Raw genomic sequence first — 23,943 nt, forward strand, 5'->3', positions numbered from 1 at the left:
CTTGCGTGTCGGGCCTGTACTCCTAGGCGGAGCGGGCTTCGACGCGGCGCCTCGCTTCGCTCGGTGCCGGCTCAGCCGGCGGGGGTGGTGGAGGGGGCTTCGACGCGGCGCCTCGCTTCGCTCGGTGCCGGCTCAGCCGGCGGGGGTGGTGTCGGCGCTCTGGGCCTGCTCGTCACTCCCCGGTGCCTCGGCCTGCTTCGCGAGAGCCTGCGCCTTCACCAGCTTGAGCAGGTCGATGAGCGCGTCGATCGTCGCTGGGCACAGTGACCCCAGATCGATACCGGCCAGGTGGCTGCCGGTGACCTCGAGCATCTCGACATAGTTCTGCTGCTGTTTGACGCGCTCGAGATCCTCGTCGGGGTTGGAGAGGAAATAGGTGACGCTCACGTCGAACGCGCGTGAGATGGCCTCGACGGTGCGGAACGACGGAGTACGTGCTTTGCCGGTGCGGAGCTGCGAGATGTACGCGTCCGACAGTGAGTAACCCAACCGGTTCGCCTTCTCGGCGATCTTCTTGCCGGTGTAGCGGACCCCGTTCTCGTCACGGCTGTGCTCGAACAGGTAACCGATCTTGTCGGCGAAGCTCAGGTCGTCATCGGTCGACGCCCCTTGCGGAGATCGTCCGGGGTTCAACGGCGCCTTCTCTCGGATCATCCATCGTGGAGTCGATGATGAGAGGGACGTTACCCTACCCTTGGGTATGTTCTGGTGAGACCCTGAATCGCGTCTCACGATTTCGTATACGAACTCTGGCCCGACGACACGTGTCAGAGTTCGTCGGCCTCGCCGCCGTTGGTGCCGCGCGTGCGATTGTCCAGGTCACGGAGGAAATCGGGGTCGTCATCGGGGCCGACCGGCCCACGGGTGCGACGGCGGTGACCGCCGGAAGGGGAGGCCGTGCCGCCGTCGGATTGCGGTCCGAACGCCCGCCACATCAGGAAACCGATGGCGAGCAAACCGAGAACGGCGAACAGATATGTCATGACAACCTCCCGTCACCAGCGTACGTCAGTTCGCGCGGCGGCCGGTGAGGGTCGCTCGTTGGGTTGACCACCGGGTGGGCAGGGACTGTGGCGCCGGCCCGGACTAGTGGGTGCGACGATTGAGCAGCGCCACCACGTCCTCTTCGCGGAAGCGTCGGTGGCCGCCCGGGGTGCGGATGGAGCCGAGGATGCCCGAGCTGGCCCAGCGTGCGACTGTCTTGGGATTGACGTTGAACATCGCGGCCACCTGACCCGGGGTCAGGGTGTGCTGGCTGGCGAGTCCCGGGGTGATGTAGGTGGACGCGGTTGTTTCGATGCTGGTCACGTTTCCCCCTGAAACGATGGTGCCCTGTCGGTGCGCCGCGGTTTGGCGAATCGGCCCGGCACTTGATGGACGCGTACTCCATGAATACACGCAAATCGCCCAGGTACTCGAACCGTCAGTGGCAGGTAAAGAGCGGGCAAAGGCCCACGACCTGCAGGTCATCAGAGGGCGACAAGTATCCTGTGGGGGTGAGTGAAGCGCAAGACCCTGCCCCCGATACCCCTCAGCCAAGCGGTCGTCCCGCCACCCTGGCGCTTGCCCTGTTCGGCTACACCGTCGCGCGCATGTTGCTCGTCGTCGTGATCGCGGCCGTCATCCTCTTCGGCGGAAAGCTCGTGGGCGTCGATGTGCCGTTCCTCGTCGCCGCCGTCTTCGGCGTGCTGATCGCGCTCCCGCTGGGCATGTACCTGTTCAAGTCGCTCCGCCTGAAGGTCAACAGCGAGATCTCGGCGATCGAGGCCGATCGTCGGGCACGCCACGACGACCTCCAGTCGCGGCTGCGCGGGGACAAGTGAGGTCGCCGGCCAAAGGGACGCTCGCGTGAGGCCGACGCGGGTCGTCGACCATCGGGAAGACCGCGACTGGGCGCAGAACGCGGTGCGGCTCATCGAGGCCGACGCCCGCCGAAGTGCCGACACGCACCTGCTGCGGGTCCCACTGCCGGCGTGGTCACGATGGTCCGGACCCGACGGTGAGGCCGGCGTCGACCTGTACCTGAAGGACGAGTCGACGCATCCGACCGGATCGCTCAAGCACCGCCTGGCGCGGTCGCTGTTCCTCTACGCGATCTGCAACGGCTGGGTCACCGAGGGCACGCCCGTGATCGAGGCGTCGTCGGGCTCGACGGCGGTGAGCGAGGCCTACTTCGCGGAGCTGATCGGGGTGCCGTTCATCGCGGTGATGACGTCGAGTACGTCGCCGGCGAAGACCGCGCTGATCGAACGACACGGTGGCCGATGCCATTTCGTCGAGCGCCCGGGTGAGGTCTACACCGAGGCGTTGCGTCTCGAGCGCGAGCTGGGCGGACACTTCATCGACCAGTTCACGATGGCCGAACGTGCCACCGACTGGCGTGGGAACAACAACATCGCCGAGTCGATCTTCGCGCAGATGGCCGACGAGGAGCACCCCATCCCGACCTGGATCGTCGTGGGTGCCGGTACCGGCGGCACGTCGGCGACGCTCGGACGCTACGTGCGGTACCGGCGGCACGACACCTGGCTCGCGGTTGTCGACCCGGAGAACTCGGTGTTTCTGCCGGCGTACGAGACCGGCGACGGAACGCTGACCGGCGAGGTGGGTTCGCGGATCGAGGGGATCGGCCGTCCGCGTGTCGAGCCGTCGTTCATCTCGCAGGTGATCGACCGGATGATCGGTGTCCCCGACGAGGCCTCCATCGCCACCGCGCACCGGGTGTCGGACATGCTGGGTCGCCGCGTCGGCGGATCCACCGGCACCAACATGTGGGGTGCGTTCTCGCTTGTCGCGGAGATGGCCGCCGAACGCCGGGCGGGCAGCGTCGTGACACTGCTGTGCGATCCGGGTGACCGCTACGCCAACACCTACTTCGACGAGAACTGGCTCGCCGCACAGTCTTTCGATCTCGACCCGGCGAACGCGATCCTCGACGAGTTCTTCGCGACCGGTCGCTGGACGGCCTGATCCTTAGGCCGTACTAACTCGGTGGGCTACCATCCGGGGGTGCCGACCGAAACCGTGCGTCCACTCGTCGAGGCCGTCGACCTGGTGCGTGAGTACCAGATGGGTGAGGAACGTGTCCGCGCCCTCGACGGACTGAATCTGAACATCGACGGAGGGCAGTTCGCGTCCATCGTCGGCCCCTCCGGCGCGGGCAAGTCCACGCTGCTGCACATCCTCGGCGCTCTCGACACGCCGACATCGGGCCGGATTTCCATCGACGGAGTCGATCTCGTCTCACTCGACGACACCGCCGCGTCGGCCTTCCGGCGTCATCGCGTCGGATTCGTCTTCCAGTTCTTCAATCTCGTCCCGACCATGTCGGCGTGGGAGAACGTCGCGCTGCCGCGACTGCTCGACAACCAGTCGCTGCGCAAGGCGAAGCCGCGCGCCGTCGAACTCCTCGAGCAGGTCGGACTCGGCGACCGGGTCGACCATCGGCCGTCGGAGTTGTCGGGCGGACAGATGCAGCGCGTCGCCACCGCGCGGTCGCTCATCATGGACCCGACGATCCTGCTCGCCGACGAACCCACCGGAAACCTCGACTCCAAGACCGGGGAATCGGTGCTGCAGTTGCTCGCCGACGTCGCGCACGCCGCGCCGGACCGCCTGGTGGTCATGGTGACCCATGACCCGAAGGCGGCCGCGTTCGCCGACACCACGATCACGGTGCGCGACGGAAAGATCGCGGAGTGAGCGACACCCCGCCGGTTGGGCAGCCGCGGCGTGTCGAAGCCCTTCTCGCCGGCTTCACCCGTATCCGCTTGCTCAACATTCGGGAGATCCGCACCCACCGGCTGCGGTTGTTCACCTCGCTCGCGGTGGTGATCGTCTCGTCGGCCCTGCTCGTAGCGGTCCTGGGGACCTTCGGTTCGACGTCGGAGTCGGTGCGCGCGTTCAACAATGCGATCTCCGGTTCGGCCGATCTCGAGGTCGCCGCGATCGCCGACAGCGGCGTCGACCAGTCGCTGGCCGGTCAGATCCGCCGCGAGGTCGACGGTGCGAAGGCCGTCGTCCCGATGATCCGCGGGTCGGTCGTGGTCGATGATTCGTCGATACCGCTCATCGGCTCGGATCAGCGGGTGACCTCGCTGTCGGGGAGTCTGCGTTCCGCCGTCCAACAGGAGAACTCCGGCACGATCGACTTCGACCGGCTGCGATCCGGGGTGTTCGTCGGACCGGGACTCGGTCTCGAGGCCGGTCAGAAGCTGACCGTCAACGGCGTCGACGTCGAGGTCCTGGAAGTAATCGACAACGAGCAGGCGGCCGGACTCAACAACGGCCGCTTCATGTTCGCCTACCTCGACCTCGCGCAGCGACTCGTCGGTCTGGAGGGTCGGCTCGATTCGATCCTCATCGTCACCGAGCCGGGGATCGACGTCGGATCGGTGCGATCGCAGGTCGAGGAGATCGTCGGCGGCCGCGCGGTGGTGGTCGATCCGGACTTCCGCGCCAAGCAGGCCGAGGTCGCCAGCTCGGTGACGCGCGATGCGACTCTCCTGGTCTCGCTGGTCTCGCTGGTGATCGCCGCGTTCCTGGTCTTCAACACGATGAACATGGCGGTGGCGTCGCGGCGCGGTTCGCTGGCGATGATCCGGGCATTGGGCGCCAAGCGATCCCACCTGGTCGGCGACATGCTGGGCGAGGCCGCGCTGATGGGTCTGGTCGGCGGCGTCGTCGGTGTCCCGTTCGGAATCCTCGCCGGCCGCGCCGTGATCGCGAGCCTGCCCGATCCGCCGCCCGACACCGTGGGCACGGTCATCAACTATCACCTGCCGTCGTATGCGCCGGTGGTCGCGGTCCTCGCGTGTGTGATCGCCTGTGTCGCAGCCACATCGCTGGCGGCGCGGTCGGTGTTCGCGGTGTCGCCGGTGGAGGCGATGGCGCCCGTCGAGGTGTCCGACGCGTCGAAGCGTCGCGGGCCGGTGGTCGTGATCACCGCGATCCTGGGTGTTGCGGGGGTGATCGCGTCCTGGGTCATCGTGGCGACGGTGCCCGGCCGGCCCGCGATCCTCGCCGGCGTCGTGTTTCTCGTCGGCTCACTGCTCGTGTGCTTCGCGCTGTCGAATCCGTTGACGTGGCTCGTGGTTCGAGTCGCACGCTGGTTCCGCGGGCCGGGGCAGCTGGCATCGGTGAACACCGAACGCGCGCCGCGTCGTGCGTGGGCGACGCTGATGACGGTCGCGGTGGCGATCGCGGTGGGTATGGGAATATCCGGCGCGCTGGACAACCTCGTGTCGTCGATGTCGAAATCGCTGGAAGGCCTGGGAGATCCGGACTTCTACGTCTCGTCCTCGTCGGCGGCGAGTCTGCCGCTCGGCCCGATCTTGCCTCCGTCGATCCGCGGCGAGGTCGCGAAAGTGCCGGGCGTCACCGAGGTCGTCGGTGGCCAGTGGGCGGCGGTCAACATCGGCGAGAGTCGCGCGAATGTGCAGGGGCTGGAGCCCGGGTCGCGGGCGCCGTTCATGCGGAAGGCGACGCCGGAGGCGGTGGCGCAGGTGCTCGCCGGTGACGGCATCCTGTTGTCGAATGTGCTTGCGCGCGTGCTCGATGTCGGTACCGGTGACACCGTGACGCTGGCGACGCCGACCGGGCCGCATGACGTGGTCGTCCGCGACACCGTCGACTACGTGTCCGTGGACTCCGGGGTGGCCGCCCTGTCGCAGCGACAGCTCGGGGAGTGGTTCGGTCGCGAAGGCGACACGTATCTGCAGGTGATCACCGCGCCCGACGCCGATCCGGAGCAGGTGCAGAAGTCCCTCGAGGCGCTCGTCGCCGATGTGCCGACGACCGGCAACAAACCGATCAGCGTCTACACCGGTGCCGAAGCGCTCGCCGCGACCCAGGCGACGGTCCAGCAGGCGGGTTCGTTCACGGTGGCCATCCAGTGGATCGTGGCCGGTGCCGCGGCCATCGCGTTGCTGAACACGCTGCTGCTGTCGGTCATCGAGCGTCGTCGTGAACTCGGGGTGCTGCGCGCGATGGGTGCATCCCGGAAGTTCATCTCACGCATGGTGCTCGCCGAGGCCGCCGCGGTCGCGGTGGTGGGCGCGCTGGTCGGCGTGATCCTCGGTGCGATGATGCACCTGCTGAGCGACCGAATCCTCAGCGTGACAACATCGTTGACCGTGATCTACTCGCCGCGTCCGTCGGCGGCGTTGTTCGTCGGGATCGCGGTGGCGTTGTGCCTGGTGGGTGCGTTCCTGCCGGCAGTGCGTGCGGCGCGGATGAACATCAGCGAGTCGATTCTGAACGAGTAGCGGCGGTACCCCTCCCGATTTCTCGAGGCAGTTTGATCCGGCAGGCGGATCAAACTGCCTCAATGTTTCGGGGGGGGTGACACCCGCATCGCGTCAACAATTCTTGACGAATAGCACGGTGTCAACATAACCTGACACCATGCACGACGACCAGAAGACCGAGACGCCGGACCGCGCCCAGGGCGCTGACCTCGCAGGAGATGCCGCGAGCAGCGACCCGGCGAAGGGCCTGGCGGCGGTGCGGGCCCTGCGCACGCTGGCCGACCGGCTCGAAGAAGTGCAGGTCGCCAATGCTCGCGCCAACGGCTGGAGCTGGCAGTCGATCGCAGAAGTACTGCAGATCAGCCGGCAGGCCGTGCATCAGAAGCACTCGCAACGTGAGGTCCGCGAGAACGGGCCTGAAGGAGAGAACAATGTTCGAACGAATCACTCGTGACGACAAGATGCTGCTGGCTTTCGCCACGCAGGAGGCCGCCGACCTCGGACATCGGCGGCTGGGCAACGACCATCTGATGCTGGGCATGCTCTGCAATGCCCGGAGTCCGCTGTTCACCATCCTGGCCGATCAGGGACTCACCCTGGCATCGGCGCGGGAGGTGGTGCGCAAGTATCACGACGAGCACGCCGACACGACGGACGCCGACGAGGAGTCGGCCCGTCAACGGTATGAGGAAGACCGAGAAGCCCTGCGCAGCATCGGGATCGACCTCGACAAGGTACGCGAGGCGGTCCGCGGACGCTTCGGTGAGGACGTGTCCGAGGGCTGGGGTGACCGCCCCGGACGCAGCGCCGGTCGCAAGGGGCGTCCCGACGGAGGTCGTGGACGGGGCCGAGGACATGGCCGCCGGCACGGACACGGTCATGGTCATGGTCCGCACCGTGCTCGAGGACCCCGCCCCGATTGCGGCCCAGAAGGTTTCGGCCCAGAAGGTTTCGGTGGTTTCGGACCCGAGGGTCCGGGTGGATTCGGACCCGGCGGCTTCGGTCCGGGTCCGTTCGGAACCGGCGGACCGTTCGCCGGTGACGAGGGCCCCTGGGAGCCCGGTCGTGGACGCCGCGGACCGCGCGGACGGGGTAGCCGCCCGCGGTTCGCCTCGGAAACCCGCGCGGTGTTCTCCCGGGCGGTCGAGATCGCCCGCGAACGCGGAGACCGTCACCTCCGCGGCGAGTACCTGCTGCTCGGCATCATCGACACCGCCGACGACGCGTCGCGGGCGCTGATCGAATCGGCTACCACCGCAGACGAACTCAAGGCCGCCGTGTGGGCGAGCCTGCCCGAGGTCGACGCCGAGGTCTGAGCCCCGGACACGAAACACCATGACGACAAAGCCCGCCTCTGAGAACAGAATTCGGGGGCGGGCCCTGTCGCGAGGATCGTCAGGTCAGCGCCAACGCCACCGCGGTGACGACGGCCCAGCCGAGCATCGCCTTGCCGGTGGTCCCGATCGACGGGATGAGTCCCGGGCCCTGTGCGCCGGTGCGGACCGGCTTGTACGCCTGCCACAGCAGCGGGAACGTCAGCAGTCCGACGAGCGCCCACGGGGTCGCGAAGGCCAGCGCCGCGCTCATCATGAGCGGGGTCAGCAGCAGTACGGCGAACAGGGTTCGGGTGCGGGCGTCGCCGAGTCGGACGGCGAGGGTGATCTTGCCGCTCTCGGTGTCGGTGGGGATGTCGCGCAGGTTGTTGACGACCAGCACGCTGCTGGAGACCGCGCCGACGCCCACTGCGCAGGCCAGGCCGACGAGGTCGACCCGGTCCGACGTCACGAACTGCGTTCCGAGGACCGCGACCAGGCCGAAGAACACGAACACCGCGACCTCGCCCCAGCCGGCGTAACCGTAGGGTCGTTTGCCGCCGGTGTAGAACCAGGCACCCGCGATGCAGACCGCGCCCACCACGACCAGCCACCAGGCCGTCGCGATCGCCAGCACGAGACCGCACACCGCGCCGATACCGAAGCAGATGAACGCCGCCGCCTTCACCGAACCCGGTGACGCCAGACCCGCGCCGACGAGGCGCAACGGACCGACACGGTCGTCGTCGGTGCCGCGCACGCCGTCGGAGTAGTCGTTCGCGAAATTGACGCCGATGATGAACGCCACCGCCACGACCAGCGCGAGTACGGCCTTCCACCACGAGATCCCGCCCCACCCCGAGGTGCCGTGCAGCGCCGCTCCGACACCGGCGACCACTGGGGCCACGGCGTTGGGGAGAGTCCGGGGGCGTGCGCCCTGAATCCACTGCGATGCGGTTGCCACGGATCGATCCTGCCACGACCCCGGATGTCCGCCGCCAGGTGTCGCGGATCGTTGCACCGTCCGCCACGACACGCGACATCTGGATTCGGCCGCACGCGGCCGGAACCGCATCGACCCGCGGATACGTCTGAAGAGGGTGCAGACTCCACCGAAACTGCGGGCCGTCGCCCTCGAACACGACGGTGTTGTCACCGCTGCCGAAGCACGTGAGCACGGATTGGATCGCTCGGCGGTGCACCGCCGGGTGGCCATCGGCGATTGGGTGCGTGTGGGGCCTCGGCTGTATCGGCTCGCGGACCATCCCGTCACCGATCGGACCACCACACGGATCGCGACGCTGTCGGTAGGTCCCTCCGCGATCCTGTCGGGATCGGCGGCAGCCTGGTGGCACGGCATCGTCGACGACCGGCCCGGGACGATCACCGTCACCGCTCCCCGCGGGCGGCACGGTCCGCCGGTGAAGGGAGTGCGGATTCTCAACCGGTCCCTCGACGACGCGGATGTCCTCATCCGCCGTGACCTGCGGGTCACCGGGGTCGCGCTGTCGGCGCTCGAAGGGGCCGTCGAACTCGGTGCCGAGGTCATCGACTCGGCGCTGCAACAGCGTCGGATCACCGTCGAACGTCTGGAGGAGGCCTACGGGCGTCGACACCGCTGTGTCGGAGCGGCCGAGATGGGCCCGATGGTGGCACTGCTGGAGTCCGGGGCGCGGTCGGCTGCAGAAAGATTCGCGGTGGCGATCCTCGACGCGGCGGGGATCGATGGTTGGGTCGCGAACCATCCCAGTTGTGGGTACGAGATCGATCTCGCGTTCGTCGCCCACATGCTGGCGGTGGAGATCGACGGTTTCGCATTCCATCGCGACGCCGGCACGTTCCAGCGTGACCGGACCCGCCGGAATGCCCTGATCGCGGCCGGCTGGACCGTTCTCAACTTCACCTGGGCCGATCTGACGGAACGGGCCGACCACGTCGCGTCGTCGATCCGTCAGGCGCTGAGCGTCGCGGCCTGACTGCAGATGTCGCGAATCGTGTTGCAGCCCGCCACCATACGCGACACCTACGGCGAGAAACGACGCCGTAGCGCGCGCCGGTCGGGTTTGCCCGGTCCGCGCAGCGGCAGCTCGTCGACCTCGATGACCTCCCGCGGCGCCGCGTACCGGCCGAGTCGCTCGGCGACCGACCCGCGAATCCGGTTGACGTCGACCGGATCTCCGCGTCGTGCGACGACCACCGCGACGACCTTCTCGCCGAGACGGTCGTCGGGGAGTCCGACGACCACGCATTCGGCGACCGTCGGGTCCTCGGCGATCACCGCCTCGACGACCTGCGGCACCACGGTGAGTCCGCCGGTGAGGATCGCCTCGTCGGCACGCCCGACGATCGACAGGACACCGTCGTCGAGGCGTCCGAGGTCATCGGTGCGGAACCAGCCGGCCTCGGCGAAAGCGGGATGATCCGGCAGGTTGCGGTAGCCGTGCGCCACCATCGGACCACCGAGGACGACGCGCCCCACACCGTCCGGCGACGGCTCATCGATGCGGATCACCACGCCGTCGAGCGGGACGCCGTCGTAGACGCAACCACCGGCGGTCTCACTCATCCCGTAGGTGCGGACGATGGGGAGTCCCGCGTCGACGGCGCGGCGCAACAGGGGAGCGGGGGTCGCCGCACCGCCGACGAGCAACCCGTCGGCGGAGCGGAGCGCGGCGGTGGCACGCGGCGAGTCGAGGACCTTGATCAGCTGCGTCGGCACGAGTGACGTGTAGCGGCGCGGCCCGTCGAGCCGGTCCAGAGCTTCGGCGAAACCCTCGGCGTCGAAGCCCGCGGTCAGGTCGAGCACGGTGGGTGTGAATCCGGAGGCGAAGGCGCGCAACAGGACCTGCAGCCCCGCGATGTGATGCGGGGCGAGGGCGAGGAGCCAGTTGCCCGGGCCACCGAGGCGATCCGCGGTCGCCCGCGCCGATGCGGACAGCGTCGCCGGGGTGTGCTGCGCCCCCTTGGGGACACCGGTCGAACCCGAGGTGGAGACCACCAGCGAGACCTCGTCGGCGATCGGCTCACCGACGGCGAGGGCGGCCCGGAGAAGCGCTGTCTCCCGGGCGTCGTCGGAGGTGGGCACGATCGCGGTCGAACCGTCGAGCACGGCGAGCAGCTCATCGCGCCGGGCGACGACCTCTGGTCGAGCGGGAAGATGAAGGGTACGAAGGGTTTTCAGGACAGGTTCCGGTTCGGGTCGGTGCTGTCCGCGTCGGGTCCGTCGAACGGCCAACCGGACGACTCCAGGTGACGGCGGACGCGGGCGATGTCGTCCTCGTGCGCGAGTTCGTGGGTGACCTTCGTGATCGCGACCGCGGCGTCGATCCTGGAGATCGGCTCGGGCGGCGGCGACTGCCGGACCAGCCGCGACGACACTTCCTGCACCTCGTCCTCGCTGAGCTGACGCCGCAGGAGAGCGACGAGGGGGATGTAGTCGCCTTGCGGCACACCGTCGGGGTAACCGGCACGCAGCCATTCGATGATGCGGTAGAGCAACTGTGGGTGGTCCACGCTCGTCACCCCCTTTCCTCCGACGGGACTCGGCTGGGTCCTCTCGATGCGGCGATGCCGCTGGGTCCTCTCGATGCGGCGACGCGAGCGCGGCCGCTCAGCGCGATTGTAGGTTTCGGCCCGGACCCCGGCAGTCCTCGGCGCGTGCGGGTCGCCGGGTTCACGTTCGGCTGGACACCAACGGCCAGCCGAACGCGGCCAGACGCCCCGCGACCTGGTTGATCTCCTCCGGGGTCGGCGGTTCGTTGGTGACCCGGGTGATGGCGTCGCTGATCTGCTGCTCGGTCACCGGCTCCCGGGGTCCGTACTCCTTGACGAGCCGGAACGCCACCGCGGTGACCTCCTCATCGGTCAGAACACGCGTGAGGAGCGCCATCAGCGGCGGGAAGTCGGTGCGCGAGACACCTTGGGGATAGCCCTTGCGAATCCAGTTGATCACGGATTCGAAGAGGGGGATCTCAGTGCTCATGGTTGATCGCGTCTCCGGCTCGTGCACATCTGTGGTCACCGTTTACCCAGGTGGGCATCACTTGTAACCAAATGGGAAGAGCTTGATTCCGGTGTGGAAGTAGATGGTCTGACGGGTGATCCACAACAGTGCGGTGAGGATGACCAGTAGGACGACGGCGAAGATCGGGTAGCTGAGCACGCGCAACGCCGGCCTGCCCCTGACGAGCGAGCCGTCGACGACCTCGTCGGAACCCTGCTCGTGACATCGCAGGCCGAACGCGAACAGTGCGGGCAGACCGGCGCCGAAGAGCAGGCCGATGATCAGCACCTTGCCGATCGCCTCGACGATGTCCATCTCCGCTGGGTCCTTTCGTGTGTTCGCGCGTGGTCGTTGTGATGCCGGCGGTCAGGCCGAGCGCGCAGGGGTGTCGGGGGTGGTTCCGGGATCGGTCGACAGGTCCGCGGGCAGCACCGATCCGGTGGTCTCGTCCCAGTCGTCGTTGACGTTGCCGGCGTCGACCTTGTTCTGCTGGGCGCGCCAGTACATGTAGGCCGAGCCGGCGATGAGCAGACCGAAGATCGCCACCGCTCCCGCCACGTCGCCGAGCAGGTGAGCGATGTTAGAACGACGCCGCGCCGACGAGCCCCGCCGCCGGCAGGGTGGTGAGCCACGCCACGGCCATCCGGCCGGCGACGCTCCAGCGGACCTGCGCACCGCGCTTGCCGATACCGGAGCCGAGGATCGAACCGGTGGCCACCTGTGTGGTGGACAGCGCCATCCCGGCCGCGCTGGAGGTCAGGATGATCGCGGCCGACGAGGCCTCGGCGGCCATGCCCTGCGGGGAGCTGATCTCCACCAGGCCTTTTCCGAGGGTCCGGATGATGCGCCAGCCACCGAGGTAGGTTCCGATCGCGATGGCGGCGGCGCAACTCGCCACGACCCAGAGCGGCAGGCCGTGACTCACGGTCGAGGCGTCGAGGTGTCCGGTGACGATCAGCGCCATCGCGATCACACCCATGGTCTTTTGTGCGTCTCCGGTGCCGTGGGCGAGGGAGACCAGTGAGGCGCTGGCGATCTGGCCGTACAGGAAGCCCTGTTCCTTGCGGCTCTCCGCGAGACGACGCGTGATGGTGAAGACGAGCCAGGTCCCGCACGCGGCGACGACACAGGCGATCACCGGGGCCAGCAGCGCGGGCACGATGATCTTGCCGAACACACCGTGCCAGTTCACGCCCGAGAGGCCGATGGCCGCGATCCCGGAACCGATGAGCCCGCCGAACAGCGCGTGCGAGGAACTCGACGGGAGGCCGAAGAGCCAGGTGAAGAGGTTCCAGAGGATGCCGCCGATGAGTCCGGCGAAGATGATCAACAGCGCGGTCGCGGGAGTGAGGCCGGTCACGATCTCGCCGGCGTCGGCGCCGGAGGTCTGCTGGATGTTCAGGACGTCTTTGGTGATGGTGGCGGCGACCTCGACCGAGAGGAAGGCGCCGACGAGATTGAGGACGGCGGAGAGCCCGACGGCTGTCTTGGGTTTCAGCGCACCGGTGGCGATCGAGGTTGCCATGGCGTTGCCGGTGTCGTGGAAACCGTTGGTGAAATCGAAGCCGAGGGCCGTGATCACCAACAGCACCAGGATCAGCATCTCGCCGCTCATGGTTTTCATGATGAGGGCTCGGCTCCGAATTTCCTAAACGTTCCGGCGCGGTTCGGCCGGTATTCGCTGTGTCGTCGGTGTGTCGGGCTAGGTCACCGCACTTCAGTGCAGGTGTGGTGGGTATCGCTCCGGGGAGCGATGGAACGTTCGGCTGATCATGGTCCAACGGGTGGTTGCTGTGGAAGAATCCGACGCCATGACATCGATGAAGCTGGGCATGCCGATCAACTACGCAGGCGCCTTCCGCGAGACCATCAACAACCTCGCCGACTTCGAGGCCGCGGGCGTGGAACGCATCGCGGTCCCGGAGGCCTACAGCTTCGACGCCGTCTCCCAGCTCGGTTACATCGCCGCGAAGACCGAGACGATGGAACTGCAGACCGCGATCCTGCCGATGTACTCGCGCACCCCCACCAATCTCGCGATGACCGCGGCCGGTCTCGACTACATCAGTGGCGGCCGTGCGGTACTCGGTATCGGCGCCTCCGGACCGCAGGTCATCGAGGGCTTCCACGGCGTGAAGTACGACTACCCGCTGGGCCGGGCCCGCGAGCACGCAGAGATCTGCCGCATGGTCTGGCGTCGCGAGAAGCTCGATTACCAGGGCAAGCACTACACGCTTCCGCTCGACGAGGAGCACGGCGGTTCCGGACTCGGCAAGTCGCTCAAGATCATCAACCATCCCGTCCGCGACAACATCCCGCTCCTGCTGGCCGCCATCGGCCCCAAGAACATCGAGCTGGCCGCGGAGATGTTCGACGAGCTGCAGCCGATCCTGTTCCACCCGGAGCACATCGACGCCGCGTTCGGTGAGTCGCTCGCCGCCGGCAGGGCCAAGCGCGACCCGTCTCTGGGCGACCTCGGCATCGTCGTCCAGGCCACCGCCCGGATCTCCGACGATCCGGAGCAGATCAACAACTCGAGGGAACTCGTCCGCCATCACGCCGCGCTGTACATCGGCGGCATGGGCGCGCGGGACAAGAACTTCTACAACCAGCTCGCCATCCGGTACGGCTATGCCGACGAGGCGAAGCTCATCCAGGACCTCTACCTCGACGGCAAGAAGGTCGAGGCGGCCGCGGCGGTCCCCGACGACCTGGTGAGCGCCATGTCGCTCATCGGGTCCAGGGCCCAGGTCGCCGAGCGCGTGGCCGCGTTCCGCGAGGCGGGCGTCACCTGCATCCTCGCCTCGCCGACCGCGCCGACCCACGCCGAGCGGGTCGCCGAGGTGGAGGCGTTGCGCGACATCTTCAACGGCTGATCGCAGGTTCCCTCGAGGGACTCAGTCACACCCGAGTACGGCGGCCTTTCCGAGGCCGCCGTACTGGTATGCGTACACCGCACCCCAGAGCACGGGGTTGGGGCTGTAGTCACGTGGTACCGCGTGCATGACGACGTCGCCGTCGAAGCACTGGCCGAAGATGAATCGGGCCCGCACCAGGTGATAGCTCCAGCTGACGACGATGACCTCGCGCCAGTCGTGGCGACGTGCCATCTCCTGGACGAACATCGCCTCGCCGCGGGTCGTGGAGGGATGGGGTTCGAAGCAGGTGACGGTGATGTCCGGGGTGCTCGCCGAGCACACGCGCGGCATCATCGAATCCTGCTCGGTGTAGGGACGATACGGGTCGGAGATCAGCACGTGGTCGGCATAACCCCTGCGTGCCAACTCGATTCCGTAGTCCTCGCGTCCGTCGTGTTCGCCGCCCAGTACGACGATGGCGTCGACCTCGCGCAGCGGATCATCGTGGGTCCGCGTGAACAGCTGGTAGCCGACGGTGCCGCCGACGACCGTGACGACGAGGAAGATGCAGAACAGTAGTCGGACAACACGTCTCACCGTGACACACGCGTCCTGACGGAGAGCGGCGCGGGATGTTCGGCCGGCCGGGTGTGCCGGACGAGGTCGTCGGCTCCGGAACTCTGTAGCGCCACGATGAGGAACACCAGCATCAGCGACAGGTCGGTCACCGAGACCGGGATGGACACGGTGCTGAAGTCGAGCTGCATACCCAGGACGAAGAAAGCGATGAAGCAACCGCCGTACAGGGCGATCTCGGACCGGGAGGACCGCAGGCAGCGGTAGGCGAGGTAGCAGGCGTAGATCATGATCGCGGTGAACACGATTCCGACGAGGAGTCCACCGCGATAGACCGACAGCAGCGGCGCGTTGGCCACGTAGTTGATGGTGAACGCCTTCTCCGGATCCTTGAATTCGGCGATGCCCCAACCGTGTCCGAACAACCAGTGCCCGCTCATCTTCTCGGGGAACTCGCGCAGCGCGTCGGTGCGTGCGGTCGACCCGGTGTCGCTCTCGCCGAAGGACGAGAAGATCCGGCGCCGCGACGCGGGGATCGCCGACAGCAGGGCCATCCCGCCCGCGAGTGTCCCGATGATCGCGGTGCGTCCGCGGGTCGACATGGTGTGGAAGGCGAGCATCAGGAGGAGCGCCAGGACGACGGAGAAGATCGCCGCGCGACTCAGGGTCATCGCGACGGCCGCGAACAGGAGCAGCGCGAGAACCCAGCGCCGGCGGCCCTCGAAGACCAGCAGGCTGATCATCAGGGCCGCCAGGAAGCCGATGCCCGCGGCGTTCGGGTCGATGTAGGTGCCCGACAACCGAGCCGTCACCGAGGCGCCGTCGAAGACGAACCGGCCCGCCGACGACGCGTCATATCCGAAGGGGGACAGCAGATCGAAGGTCCGTGCGGACTTGTCGATCGTCAGCATTGCGAGGCCCGTCGCCGCCGACACGACCGATGCCACGACGAAGACCCTGCCGAAGGTCCTCAGTTGATCGGCGCGCAGCCGCAACAGCGCGACGACGAGGAGGATCGCACCCGACCACTTCGCGTACTCGACGATGTCGTCGACCTTGTGCAGGGTGGCCACCACCGACAGGCCGGCGACGCCGACGAAGGCGATGAGTGCGTACTCGAGCGGCGTACAGCTCACCGTGTCGCGGGGGTGGAGAACGGTGGCGAGCAGCACGGCCATGGTGAGGGTGAAGATCAATGGCACGGGCGTACCGGGGACGTACCCGGCGGGAAGCACGGCGACGACGACGGCGAGTGCCCACCACAACCACGTCGGATGTTGCAGTCCCACATATGCTCCCGCGATCAACGCGATTCCCAGAAAGGCCGCGGTGACGACGGACTCGCCGGCGAGGAGGCAGCCGAAGGTGCCGACCGCCACCGCGGTCACGATCGCAAGTGAACGAACAATCCCCACCGGGGCATCATGACACGATCCGGCGGTGGGCATCGGGTGAGATCTCGACCGAAACGTAAGTGGGCCACGACGAGTCAGAGATCACAGCTCTCGAAGCGCGCGACCGGCCGACAGTGGTTAGAGTTGGCGCGTCGGGGAAAGGCACCAGGTTTCGAACAATCCGCCGTGGAAATGTTTCACAGACATTTCCACGGTTGATCACTCGATCCCTCGGTCTTGCTCCGCCATCGCCGGAAGGAGCAGGTCTCGTGCCATTCAACGAATATGTCCGCACCGCGGTCCGCTATTGGTGGGCCGTCGTGGCGAGCGTTCTCGTCGGCGGACTGGTCGGATTCGGCTACGGCATGTACTTCACGTCCGTCGACTACGTGTCGACGGCCCGCCTCTTCGTCACCGCCGAGGGCGGCACCTCGGTGGGCGAGTCGTACCAGAACAACCTCTTCGCCGAGGGGCGCGTCAACTCGTATGCCCAGATCGCGACCAGTGAGCAGGTGGCCACCCGCGCCTCCCAGGCGCTGGAGGGGGCCATCGGCCCCGCTGACCTGCAATCGCAGACGACGGCGCTACCCGTCGAGGACACCGTCATCCTCACCATCTCGGTATCGGGACCGAGTCCGCAACGGGCCCAGTCGTATGCGTCCGCCGTCGCCCAGCAGACCGTCGAGGTCGTGCAGGAACTCGAGACGTCACGACGCGGCGGGACCTCGGCGGCCTCCGCGGTCCTCTACGACGAACCGGGTCTGCCGGCACCCGCCGGGGCGCCCTGGATGCTCTGGACCGGGATCGGTGTCGGCGCCGGACTCGTCGTCGGTGTCGTGGTCGCGCTGCTGCTCGGGTGGCGGCGTCGCGGAACCGTCGTCGACGAGGCCACCGCCGTCGATTCGACCCACCATCCCGTACTCGCGGTGCTGTCGCCCCACCCGGTGTCAGTCGAGGCGATCGGTGGCGGCGAGTCCGTCGATCCCGACGCGGATGCCCTTCGCGGACTGCACAATCTGATCCGCTTCCTCGGTGGACGGCGCAACGAGCAGGACCGGGCACCGCGGGTGATCGGATTCACCGGCGTCGGGCCTGAGGCCCGGGCAGCCGACATCGCCGCCCGCTTCGCCTCGACCGTGGCCGCCACGGGGAACACCGTCCTGCTCGTCGACGGCGACCTGTCCGGCGGTGGCCTGACCGCGGGTGCCGAGATCTCCGCGGATCACGGACTGTCCACCGTGCTGACCGGGAGTGCCGGCAGCGTCGACCCGTACGTCCGCCACGGTGCGCTCACCATCCTCCCCGCCGGCCCGGTGCCGCCGGAATCCGGTGCCCTCGTGAGCAGTCCGGTCATGGGATCGGTGCTCGACGAACTGCGCGAGCGCTTCGACTACATCGTCATCGCCTGCCCGCCCATGAGGCCGGAGAAGCCGGGATCGACCCAGCGGGGTACGTCGTCGGATTCGATCGTGTACTCGGCTCTTGCCGACGCGATGGTCGTGGTGGTGCGAAGCGGCACGGCGACCCGAAAGGCGCTGAGCGACAGTGTCGCCGCCATCGAGCTCGTCGGATCGGTGATCGGTACGGTACTCGTCGGCGGCAAGCGGGGGCCGATGTCGTCGCCGGATTCGTCCGTCACGGAGTCCGGTGCCGACGAGCAACCGGTCGACGACGCGGTGTACGCCGACGATACTGTCCCCGACGAGAACATCGAGTCCGCTCCGGACAGCGCGACCGGGACGATCCGCGCCACGATCGGCCACTCCTCACCCAACGGTTCCGGCCCGGCCGCGGCGGCCGGTGTCCCGTCGGACGGGCGGGGTCGTTGACGCGGGCGTCGACCCGCGGGCGGTTCGCCGCCTCCCTGATGGCGACGGTGCTCGTGATGAGTGGCTGTGGCACAACAGTGTTCACCGATGGGCCCGAATCGGACCCGGCGGTCCCGCTCGTTCTCCAGCCACCGCCCGACCTGGTCACTCCCTACCCGGAACCGGTCGTCCGGGGTGCCGCCGACACCGGGCGACCCGGAGCGGTGCTCGAGGTCGAGGACCCGCCCCGCGGACCGATTCCGGTGATCACCGAACTCGGTGCGATCGTCAAACGGGTCGAGTACCGGTCGACGTCGGGTCTCGACCGGTCGCCGACGGTGGTCTCGGGGATCGTCGTGACCCCGAAGGGCGAACCGCCGCCCGGTGGCTGGACGACGATCGCCTTCGGGCACGGCACCACCGGTGTCCTCGACGACTGCGGTCCTTCGGAGTACGTCAACCTGATCGGCAGCGACGAGATCATCGCAGCACTGGTGCTCAACGGTTTCGCCGTCGCGATGAGCGACTACGAGGGCCTCGGCATGCGGGACGTCGATCACCCGTTCCTCGACGCGCGCACCTACGGCTACAACATGATCGACGCGGTGCGTGCCGCCCGTGCGGTCTTCCCCGGGCTGGGCGACACCTGGATCTCCTACGGCGTCTCGCTCGGTGGGATGGCGTCGTGGGCGGCGGGCGAACTCGCACCGACCTACGGCGGGGGACTCGACCTCCTGGGCACCGTGGCCCTGGTGCCGGTGTCGGACATGACCGGACTGGTCGAACGAGCCGAGAAGGGCACGCTCACCGCCGATCAGGTCCCGATGATGGCCTACCTGATCGATTCGCTCGCACGCGTGCTGCCCGACGAGTTCGACCGCGACGACTACCGCTCGGAGTTCCTGCGGAAGAACTGGTCCGAGGTACTCCGCTGCATCCCGATCGACGTCCAGCAGACCCAGCGGGTGCTGAACTCCATCGGCGTCGAGGATGTCGCACCGCACACCCCGGAGGCGGCGGCACGACTCCGCGACCACCTCGCCGCCACATCGCTCCCGGTGGGCAGGGCCACTGCGCCGATGCTCATCATGTACGGCACCGAGGACCCACTCATCGCCGCTCCGTGGACCGAGCGGGCGATCCGCCGGTCCTGCGCCGCCGGGTCGCCCATCCAGGCCATGCGCCGGATCGGGGAGACCCATGCCCAGCTCGACTCCGGACAATCGGTGGCCTGGATGAAGTCCCTGGAGTCCGGGTGGAAGCCGCCGCAGAACTGCGGGGACCGCCCATGAGGTCACCGTCGACCCGCCGACCGGCGGACTATCTGGCGATCGTGCGCCGCAACCTCGTCGTGCTCGTGGCGACGGTGATCGCGGCCGCTGCCGTCGGCGTCGGTGCGTACGCCCTGATGCCGAAAACCTATGAGGCGCACTCGAGCGCACTGATCATCGCGCCGGGGCCGGCCAGCGTCGGCGCCGAACGCGCCAGCGACCTCGCCGGTCAGCTGCGGTCGGCATCGTATGTGCAGCTCGCGGTGTCGGACCAGGTGCTGTCGCGGGTGGCCCGTGCGGACGACGCCGGGCTGCTCGGTGACGCCGTCACCCCGGACGGTCTCCGCGAGCGGCTGACCGTCGGCTCGCCTCTCGACAGTGCCGTCCTCGACGTCGTGGCCACCGGCCCGACGGCGGAGGCCGCCGCCCACCTCGCGAATTCGGTGGTCGACGTCCTCCGGGTGCTGGTGACCGAACTCGAGTGGAGCGACGGCCCGGTCGCGGGACCGCTGCACGAGATCGACGTGATCGACGTCGCCTCGGTGCCGGATGCACCTGTGCTGCCCGAGTTCTGGGGCACGATCACGACCGCTGTGCTCCTCGGCCTGCTAATGGGTCTGGTGCTCGTGATCGGCGTGGAGGTCGCGCGCGACCGGGTCGTGGATCCGCGGGAGGCGCGGGTCCCGCGTACGTCAGACGCCGCACATCGGGGTGCGCCTATCGTGGGCGCGATCGGAGGGGGAGCGTGATGGGGAGACGATCGAGCGGGCGCATCAGGATGACGTCGGTGCTGGTGGCCGCGGTGATTGCCGTCGCCGGCTGTTCATCCGACGCCGACGAACAGGCCACTCCGACGACCGGTGCGGGAGGCGTCGAGTATCGCGTCAACACCGACGGAGCTGGACCCGGCGCGTTGCGGGCAGCCGAGACGATGCCGTTGCTCGACCGCCGGGTGCGGGCGAATTCGCAACTGGCGCTGCGCGTCAAGTACGTGTCGACCGACGGCCGGACCGGCGAGGAGACCGAGACGTGGGGAGCGTTCTTCGCTCCCAAGGGTCCGGCGCCGGAAGGCGGCCGGCCGGTCATCGTCCTGCCGCACGGCACGAGCGGTGTACTCGGCGAATGCGGTGTCACGCTCAAGTCCGATCTGGGTGACCTGGCGGTCACCGCCGCGAGCTGGCTCCAGCTGGGCTACGTCGTCGTCGTCCCGGATTACCAGGGCCTCGGCGATCCGGACGAGCAGCGTCCGACCCATCCGTACCTCGATGCGCGCACCTCCGGCCGTAACGTGATCGATGCGGTCCGGGCGGCCCGATATCTCGTGCCGGAGACCGGGACCCGGTGGGGAGCCCTGGGTGGCTCACAGGGCGGGCAGGCGGCGTGGGCCGCCAACGCGCTGGCCGAGACGTACGGAAGTGAACTCGATCTCGTGGGTGTCGCCGCGCTGTCGCCGGCTGCCGACGTCTCCGGGCTCGCCGACCTCGCGGCCTCCGGCGCCATGACCGTCGAACAGTACGGGCTGTACAACTGGCTGCTGCTGGCACTGAACGCCGAGAACTCGGAGCTGGACCTGCGCCGGTTCGTCGGGCCCGAGGTCGTCGCGTCCTGGGATGAGTTGTCGCAGTGTTCGGCGTCCCGTGGGGCACAGCGAGCCGAGGTGCTCGAGTCGCTGAGCGCCGACGAATTCCGACCGACATCGCCCGAGGCCGTGACCGAGCTGCGGGAACTGTTGCGCGAACGCGCTGTTCCCGACCTGCCCGCAGCGGCGCCGACCATCGTGATCTACGGCGGCAAGGACGAACTGATCCGGTCGGAGTGGACCGCGGCGGCCGTGCGGCGCAGTTGCGCACGCGGCGACATCGTCCACACCCAGTTCCAACCCGCGGCCGACCACGGCGGCATCGACGGCCGCCAGGTGGTGGGCTGGCTGACCGCCCGATTCGACGACGAACCGAGCTACAACCGATGCGCAGAGATCGAGAGAGCCGGATGACCGAGAACCTGGAACGGCGGGGAATCCCCGCCGTTGATGTCCCCGCAACCGAGAAGACACCGAACGCCGGTCGGATCCGTGGCCTCGACGGCCCGCGCGGAATCGCGTGCTGGGCGGTGTTGATCGTCCATGTCGCCGTGCAGAATTCGCCGGACACGATGGCCAGTGGCGGACTCCAGCTGCTGGGTCAGGCCCTGATCTTCTTCTTCGCGCTGTCCGGCTTCCTGCTCTACCTCCCGTACGTGAAGGGCCTGGTGAGCGGCCGCGAGTCCCCGCCCGATGTCCGCTCCTACGCGACGCATCGTCTGCTGCGGGTGTTCCCCGCGTACCTGCTGATCTTCCTCATCACCAACTACGTTCTCCAGGCTTGCTTCGTCGTGAACGAGTTCGTCGTGAGTGAGACCGGCAAGGACACCGGGACGGGCATGATCACCGACCCGGTGATGCTCCTGACCAACCTGACCCTGACGCAGACCTACTTCCCGCAGTACCTGCAGACAGGCATCAGCCCATCGTGGTCGCTGACACTGGAATTCGGCTTCTACCTGTCGTTGCCGCTGTTCGGGATGGCCATGTGGTGGCTACGGCGGCGGTTCGGAACGCATGCCGCGATCCTCGTGGTGACACCACCGGTGATCCTGATCGTGGTCGGGACGATCGGCAAGATGGTCGCGAGCCGGGTCGCCGAGGCCCGGGGCATCACCGCGGTGACCGAGCAGAACTGGGGACCCAACGCCGTCGCCGTGATCCTGCGGAGCTTCTTCGCAGCCGCCGACAACTTCGCGTTCGGCATGCTCGCCGTCGCGGCGTTCGTCGCGGTCGGCACCGGCCACATCTCGGTTCGGGGCGCCCGGCGTCTGCGTATCGCGTCGGCGGTGGCGCTCGTACCGTCGATGCTGATCATGCTGGTGCTGATCGCGGCCGGCTCGTCGTATCAGTCGACCTTCACAGCGCTGTCCTCGGCGCTGCTCATCCTGATCATCGTGCTGCCGCTCGCCGCGGGACAGGAGGGCAGGCTCGCCACCGCGCTCGACTGGAAGCCGCTCGACTACAGCGGACGGATCTCGCTGAGCATCTACCTCTGGCATTTCCCGCTGATGATCGTGATCGGCAGACTCGGACTGCTGCAGGGTGATTCGGTGACGGGTCTCATCGTCAACGTCCTGCTCGTCGGATCGGTCAGCCTCGTGTTCGCGAGCATCACCTATCGATACATCGAGCAGCCCGCCATGGTGGTGGCCAGGAGGATGCGTCGGCGATGACCGGCTTCGTCCGCCGGCATCCCCTCCTCATCGCGGCACCGCTCGCGCTGGTGACGCACACGATCATGCTGGTCATGGTGATCTCGGGTGTCCGTCTCGTCAACGTAGTCCGGGACCCCGCGGACGGCCCGGTGCCGTTCGCGATCGTCGAGGGCCCCGGGAAGGTGGTGTCGGCCGAATACACCGGCTCGCTGCCGATCTCGGCACGTCTCGACGACGCCCGCGCGATCCGGGTGACCTATTGGTCCACGGATGCGAACTCGGGAGAACCCACCGTCGTCAGTGGACTGGTGGTCACCGGTCCGGAACCCGACGCCGGTCAGACGAGGCCGGTCGTGGCGTTCGCGCACGGCACCACCGGCATCGACGAGCCGTGCGCACCCTCCGTCGCCGCCGGGATGTACGGTCTCGGCGAACTCGCACACGGGCTCGTCAAGGCGGGTTTCGTGGTGGCACTGCCCGATTACCAGGGCCTCGGGAGTCCGGGAGTGCACCCGTATCTCGACGCCCGGACCGCGGGTATGAACGTGATCGATTCCGTCCGGGCGCTGCGGGCGGTGGTGCCCTACGCCTCCGAGGAGTGGGTCGCCTACGGCGGATCCCAGGGTGGCGGAGCCGTTCTGGCCGCCGCGATGGCGGCACCCGAGTACGGCCGAGGTCTGACGATGCTCGGTGCGGCCGCGATGGTCCCGGCCGCGGACATCGCCGATGTGGTCGAGAAGTCCCGGAACGGCACGATCACCGGTGACCAGCAGCTCATGCTGCAGTGGATCGTCGAGGCGTGGTCACGTCGCGACCCGGCGGTACGGCTCGACGACTACCGGCGAGGGGTGGCGACGTGGGACACGTTGTCCGCCTGTACGGGACCGGCAGTCGCCGGCCGGGCGCAGGCGGCCGAGTCGCTGGCGCCGCGCGACATCGGACCCGGCACGCCGGAGTCCGCGTACAGGTTGTCGGAGGTCCTCGCCGGATATGCCGTACCGGTGGCCCCGACACCGGTGCCGATGTACGTCCTCTACGGCGGCCGCGACACCTTCATCGATGCGGAGTGGACTGCGAGGTTCGTCGAACGCGCCTGTGCCGCCGGCAACTCGGTGACCGTCGACTACCAAGCCGACCGCGGGCACCCAGATGTGGACGCGGCCGCACTGCTGCCGTGGATCTCGGCCCGCTTCGCCGGGGAACCGGCATCGTCGACCTGCGCGGAGAGGTGAACG

24 protein-coding genes and 1 pseudogene are annotated in these 23,943 nt (G+C 68.1%); 14 read left to right on the forward strand and 11 right to left on the reverse strand.

Features of this window, described 5'->3' with window-relative positions; all coding sequences use genetic code 11:
- Positions 1-132: 132 nt before the first annotated feature.
- The 3 genes from GOAMI_RS04615 to GOAMI_RS04625 all read right to left on the reverse strand — a co-directional run bounded on the left by GOAMI_RS04615 (position 133) and on the right by GOAMI_RS04625 (position 1,308).
- Complete coding sequence (locus GOAMI_RS04615; RefSeq protein ID WP_006435231.1) at positions 133-633, reverse strand: helix-turn-helix domain-containing protein; 501 nt, start codon at positions 631-633, stop codon at positions 133-135.
- A gap of 134 nt (positions 634-767) precedes the next feature.
- Complete coding sequence (locus tag GOAMI_RS04620; protein ID WP_006435232.1) at positions 768-983, reverse strand: hypothetical protein; 216 nt, start codon at positions 981-983, stop codon at positions 768-770.
- Between the two features lie 103 nt (positions 984-1,086).
- The gene (locus GOAMI_RS04625) at positions 1,087-1,308 is read right to left on the reverse strand and encodes a BldC family transcriptional regulator (protein WP_006435233.1); all 222 of its coding nucleotides are present in this window, start codon (positions 1,306-1,308) and stop codon (positions 1,087-1,089) included.
- A gap of 188 nt (positions 1,309-1,496) precedes the next feature.
- Between GOAMI_RS04625 and GOAMI_RS04630 the strand changes: the two genes are divergently transcribed.
- From GOAMI_RS04630 to GOAMI_RS04655, 6 genes are all read left to right on the forward strand, one after another.
- The gene (locus GOAMI_RS04630) at positions 1,497-1,823 is read left to right on the forward strand and encodes a DUF4229 domain-containing protein (RefSeq protein ID WP_006435234.1); all 327 of its coding nucleotides are present in this window, start codon (positions 1,497-1,499) and stop codon (positions 1,821-1,823) included.
- Positions 1,824-1,848: 25 nt separating this feature from the next.
- Positions 1,849-2,970: an L-cysteine desulfhydrase Cds1 gene (gene cds1 / locus GOAMI_RS04635; RefSeq protein WP_006435235.1), complete on the forward strand. Its 1,122-nt coding sequence runs from the start codon at positions 1,849-1,851 to the stop codon at positions 2,968-2,970.
- A 39-nt stretch (positions 2,971-3,009) separates the two neighbouring features.
- Positions 3,010-3,702, forward strand: a complete 693-nt coding sequence (locus GOAMI_RS04640) for an ABC transporter ATP-binding protein (protein WP_024498675.1) — start codon at positions 3,010-3,012, stop codon at positions 3,700-3,702.
- Entirely contained in the window at positions 3,699-6,266 is a 2,568-nt protein-coding gene (locus GOAMI_RS04645; RefSeq protein ID WP_006435237.1) for an ABC transporter permease, read from the forward strand. Before GOAMI_RS04640 ends, GOAMI_RS04645 begins: the two co-directional genes overlap by 4 nt.
- 139 nt (positions 6,267-6,405) lie before the next feature.
- The gene (locus tag GOAMI_RS04650; protein ID WP_006435238.1) at positions 6,406-6,702 is read left to right on the forward strand and encodes a hypothetical protein; all 297 of its coding nucleotides are present in this window, start codon (positions 6,406-6,408) and stop codon (positions 6,700-6,702) included.
- Positions 6,680-7,564: a Clp protease N-terminal domain-containing protein gene (locus GOAMI_RS04655; RefSeq protein ID WP_006435239.1), complete on the forward strand. Its 885-nt coding sequence runs from the start codon at positions 6,680-6,682 to the stop codon at positions 7,562-7,564. Before GOAMI_RS04650 ends, GOAMI_RS04655 begins: the two co-directional genes overlap by 23 nt.
- A 79-nt stretch (positions 7,565-7,643) precedes the next feature.
- On the opposite strand, the gene GOAMI_RS04660 is transcribed toward GOAMI_RS04655, so the two are convergent.
- Positions 7,644-8,525, reverse strand: a complete 882-nt coding sequence (locus GOAMI_RS04660; protein ID WP_006435240.1) for a 1,4-dihydroxy-2-naphthoate polyprenyltransferase — start codon at positions 8,523-8,525, stop codon at positions 7,644-7,646.
- A 136-nt stretch (positions 8,526-8,661) separates the two neighbouring features.
- Between GOAMI_RS04660 and GOAMI_RS04665 the strand changes: the two genes are divergently transcribed.
- On the forward strand, positions 8,662-9,537 hold the full coding sequence (locus GOAMI_RS04665) for a type IV toxin-antitoxin system AbiEi family antitoxin domain-containing protein (RefSeq protein WP_006435241.1): 876 nt from the start codon (positions 8,662-8,664) through the stop codon (positions 9,535-9,537).
- A 47-nt stretch (positions 9,538-9,584) separates the two neighbouring features.
- Here the strand turns inward: GOAMI_RS04665 and menE are convergent, their stop codons facing one another.
- From menE to GOAMI_RS04690, 5 genes and pseudogenes are all read right to left on the reverse strand, one after another.
- Complete coding sequence (gene menE / locus GOAMI_RS04670; RefSeq protein ID WP_081598189.1) at positions 9,585-10,742, reverse strand: o-succinylbenzoate--CoA ligase; 1,158 nt, start codon at positions 10,740-10,742, stop codon at positions 9,585-9,587.
- The gene (locus GOAMI_RS04675) at positions 10,739-11,074 is read right to left on the reverse strand and encodes a DUF3349 domain-containing protein (RefSeq protein WP_024498672.1); all 336 of its coding nucleotides are present in this window, start codon (positions 11,072-11,074) and stop codon (positions 10,739-10,741) included. The genes menE and GOAMI_RS04675 overlap by 4 nt, the downstream gene beginning before the upstream one ends.
- Before the next feature lie 160 nt (positions 11,075-11,234).
- Complete coding sequence (locus tag GOAMI_RS04680; protein ID WP_006435244.1) at positions 11,235-11,543, reverse strand: DUF3349 domain-containing protein; 309 nt, start codon at positions 11,541-11,543, stop codon at positions 11,235-11,237.
- A 57-nt stretch (positions 11,544-11,600) separates the two neighbouring features.
- Positions 11,601-11,879, reverse strand: coding sequence for a hypothetical protein (locus tag GOAMI_RS04685; RefSeq protein WP_006435245.1), 279 nt, complete (start codon positions 11,877-11,879; stop codon positions 11,601-11,603).
- Positions 11,880-11,930: 51 nt separating this feature from the next.
- Positions 11,931-13,179 (reverse strand): annotated as a pseudogene (locus GOAMI_RS04690) (inorganic phosphate transporter).
- A gap of 196 nt (positions 13,180-13,375) precedes the next feature.
- On the opposite strand from GOAMI_RS04690, the gene GOAMI_RS04695 reads away from it, so the two are divergent.
- The gene (locus tag GOAMI_RS04695; RefSeq protein ID WP_024498670.1) at positions 13,376-14,440 is read left to right on the forward strand and encodes an LLM class F420-dependent oxidoreductase; all 1,065 of its coding nucleotides are present in this window, start codon (positions 13,376-13,378) and stop codon (positions 14,438-14,440) included.
- A gap of 21 nt (positions 14,441-14,461) precedes the next feature.
- Here the strand turns inward: GOAMI_RS04695 and GOAMI_RS04700 are convergent, their stop codons facing one another.
- Positions 14,462-15,019, reverse strand: coding sequence for a YdcF family protein (locus GOAMI_RS04700; RefSeq protein ID WP_006435249.1), 558 nt, complete (start codon positions 15,017-15,019; stop codon positions 14,462-14,464).
- Entirely contained in the window at positions 15,016-16,386 is a 1,371-nt protein-coding gene (locus GOAMI_RS04705) for an O-antigen ligase family protein (RefSeq protein ID WP_238064150.1), read from the reverse strand. Before GOAMI_RS04705 ends, GOAMI_RS04700 begins: the two co-directional genes overlap by 4 nt.
- 275 nt (positions 16,387-16,661) lie before the next feature.
- Between GOAMI_RS04705 and GOAMI_RS04710 the strand changes: the two genes are divergently transcribed.
- From GOAMI_RS04710 to GOAMI_RS04735, 6 genes are read left to right on the forward strand one after another with little or no spacing between them, the layout of a single operon-like run.
- Positions 16,662-18,221, forward strand: a complete 1,560-nt coding sequence (locus tag GOAMI_RS04710) for a tyrosine-protein kinase domain-containing protein (RefSeq protein ID WP_006435251.1) — start codon at positions 16,662-16,664, stop codon at positions 18,219-18,221.
- Complete coding sequence (locus tag GOAMI_RS04715; protein WP_006435252.1) at positions 18,218-19,492, forward strand: alpha/beta hydrolase; 1,275 nt, start codon at positions 18,218-18,220, stop codon at positions 19,490-19,492. Before GOAMI_RS04710 ends, GOAMI_RS04715 begins: the two co-directional genes overlap by 4 nt.
- Positions 19,489-20,220: a YveK family protein gene (locus GOAMI_RS04720; RefSeq protein WP_006435253.1), complete on the forward strand. Its 732-nt coding sequence runs from the start codon at positions 19,489-19,491 to the stop codon at positions 20,218-20,220. The genes GOAMI_RS04715 and GOAMI_RS04720 overlap by 4 nt, the downstream gene beginning before the upstream one ends.
- Positions 20,220-21,464, forward strand: a complete 1,245-nt coding sequence (locus tag GOAMI_RS04725; RefSeq protein ID WP_051349608.1) for an alpha/beta fold hydrolase — start codon at positions 20,220-20,222, stop codon at positions 21,462-21,464. Before GOAMI_RS04720 ends, GOAMI_RS04725 begins: the two co-directional genes overlap by 1 nt.
- A complete protein-coding gene (locus GOAMI_RS04730) occupies positions 21,461-22,726 on the forward strand; it encodes an acyltransferase family protein (protein ID WP_006435255.1) in 1,266 nt (421 codons plus the stop codon). The genes GOAMI_RS04725 and GOAMI_RS04730 overlap by 4 nt, the downstream gene beginning before the upstream one ends.
- Complete coding sequence (locus GOAMI_RS04735; RefSeq protein ID WP_006435256.1) at positions 22,723-23,940, forward strand: lipase family protein; 1,218 nt, start codon at positions 22,723-22,725, stop codon at positions 23,938-23,940. The genes GOAMI_RS04730 and GOAMI_RS04735 overlap by 4 nt, the downstream gene beginning before the upstream one ends.
- Positions 23,941-23,943 lie beyond the last annotated feature (3 nt).

The organism is Gordonia amicalis NBRC 100051 = JCM 11271 (assembly GCF_000332995.1).
In the GTDB taxonomy this organism is placed as follows: Bacteria; Actinomycetota; Actinomycetes; order Mycobacteriales; family Mycobacteriaceae; genus Gordonia; species Gordonia amicalis.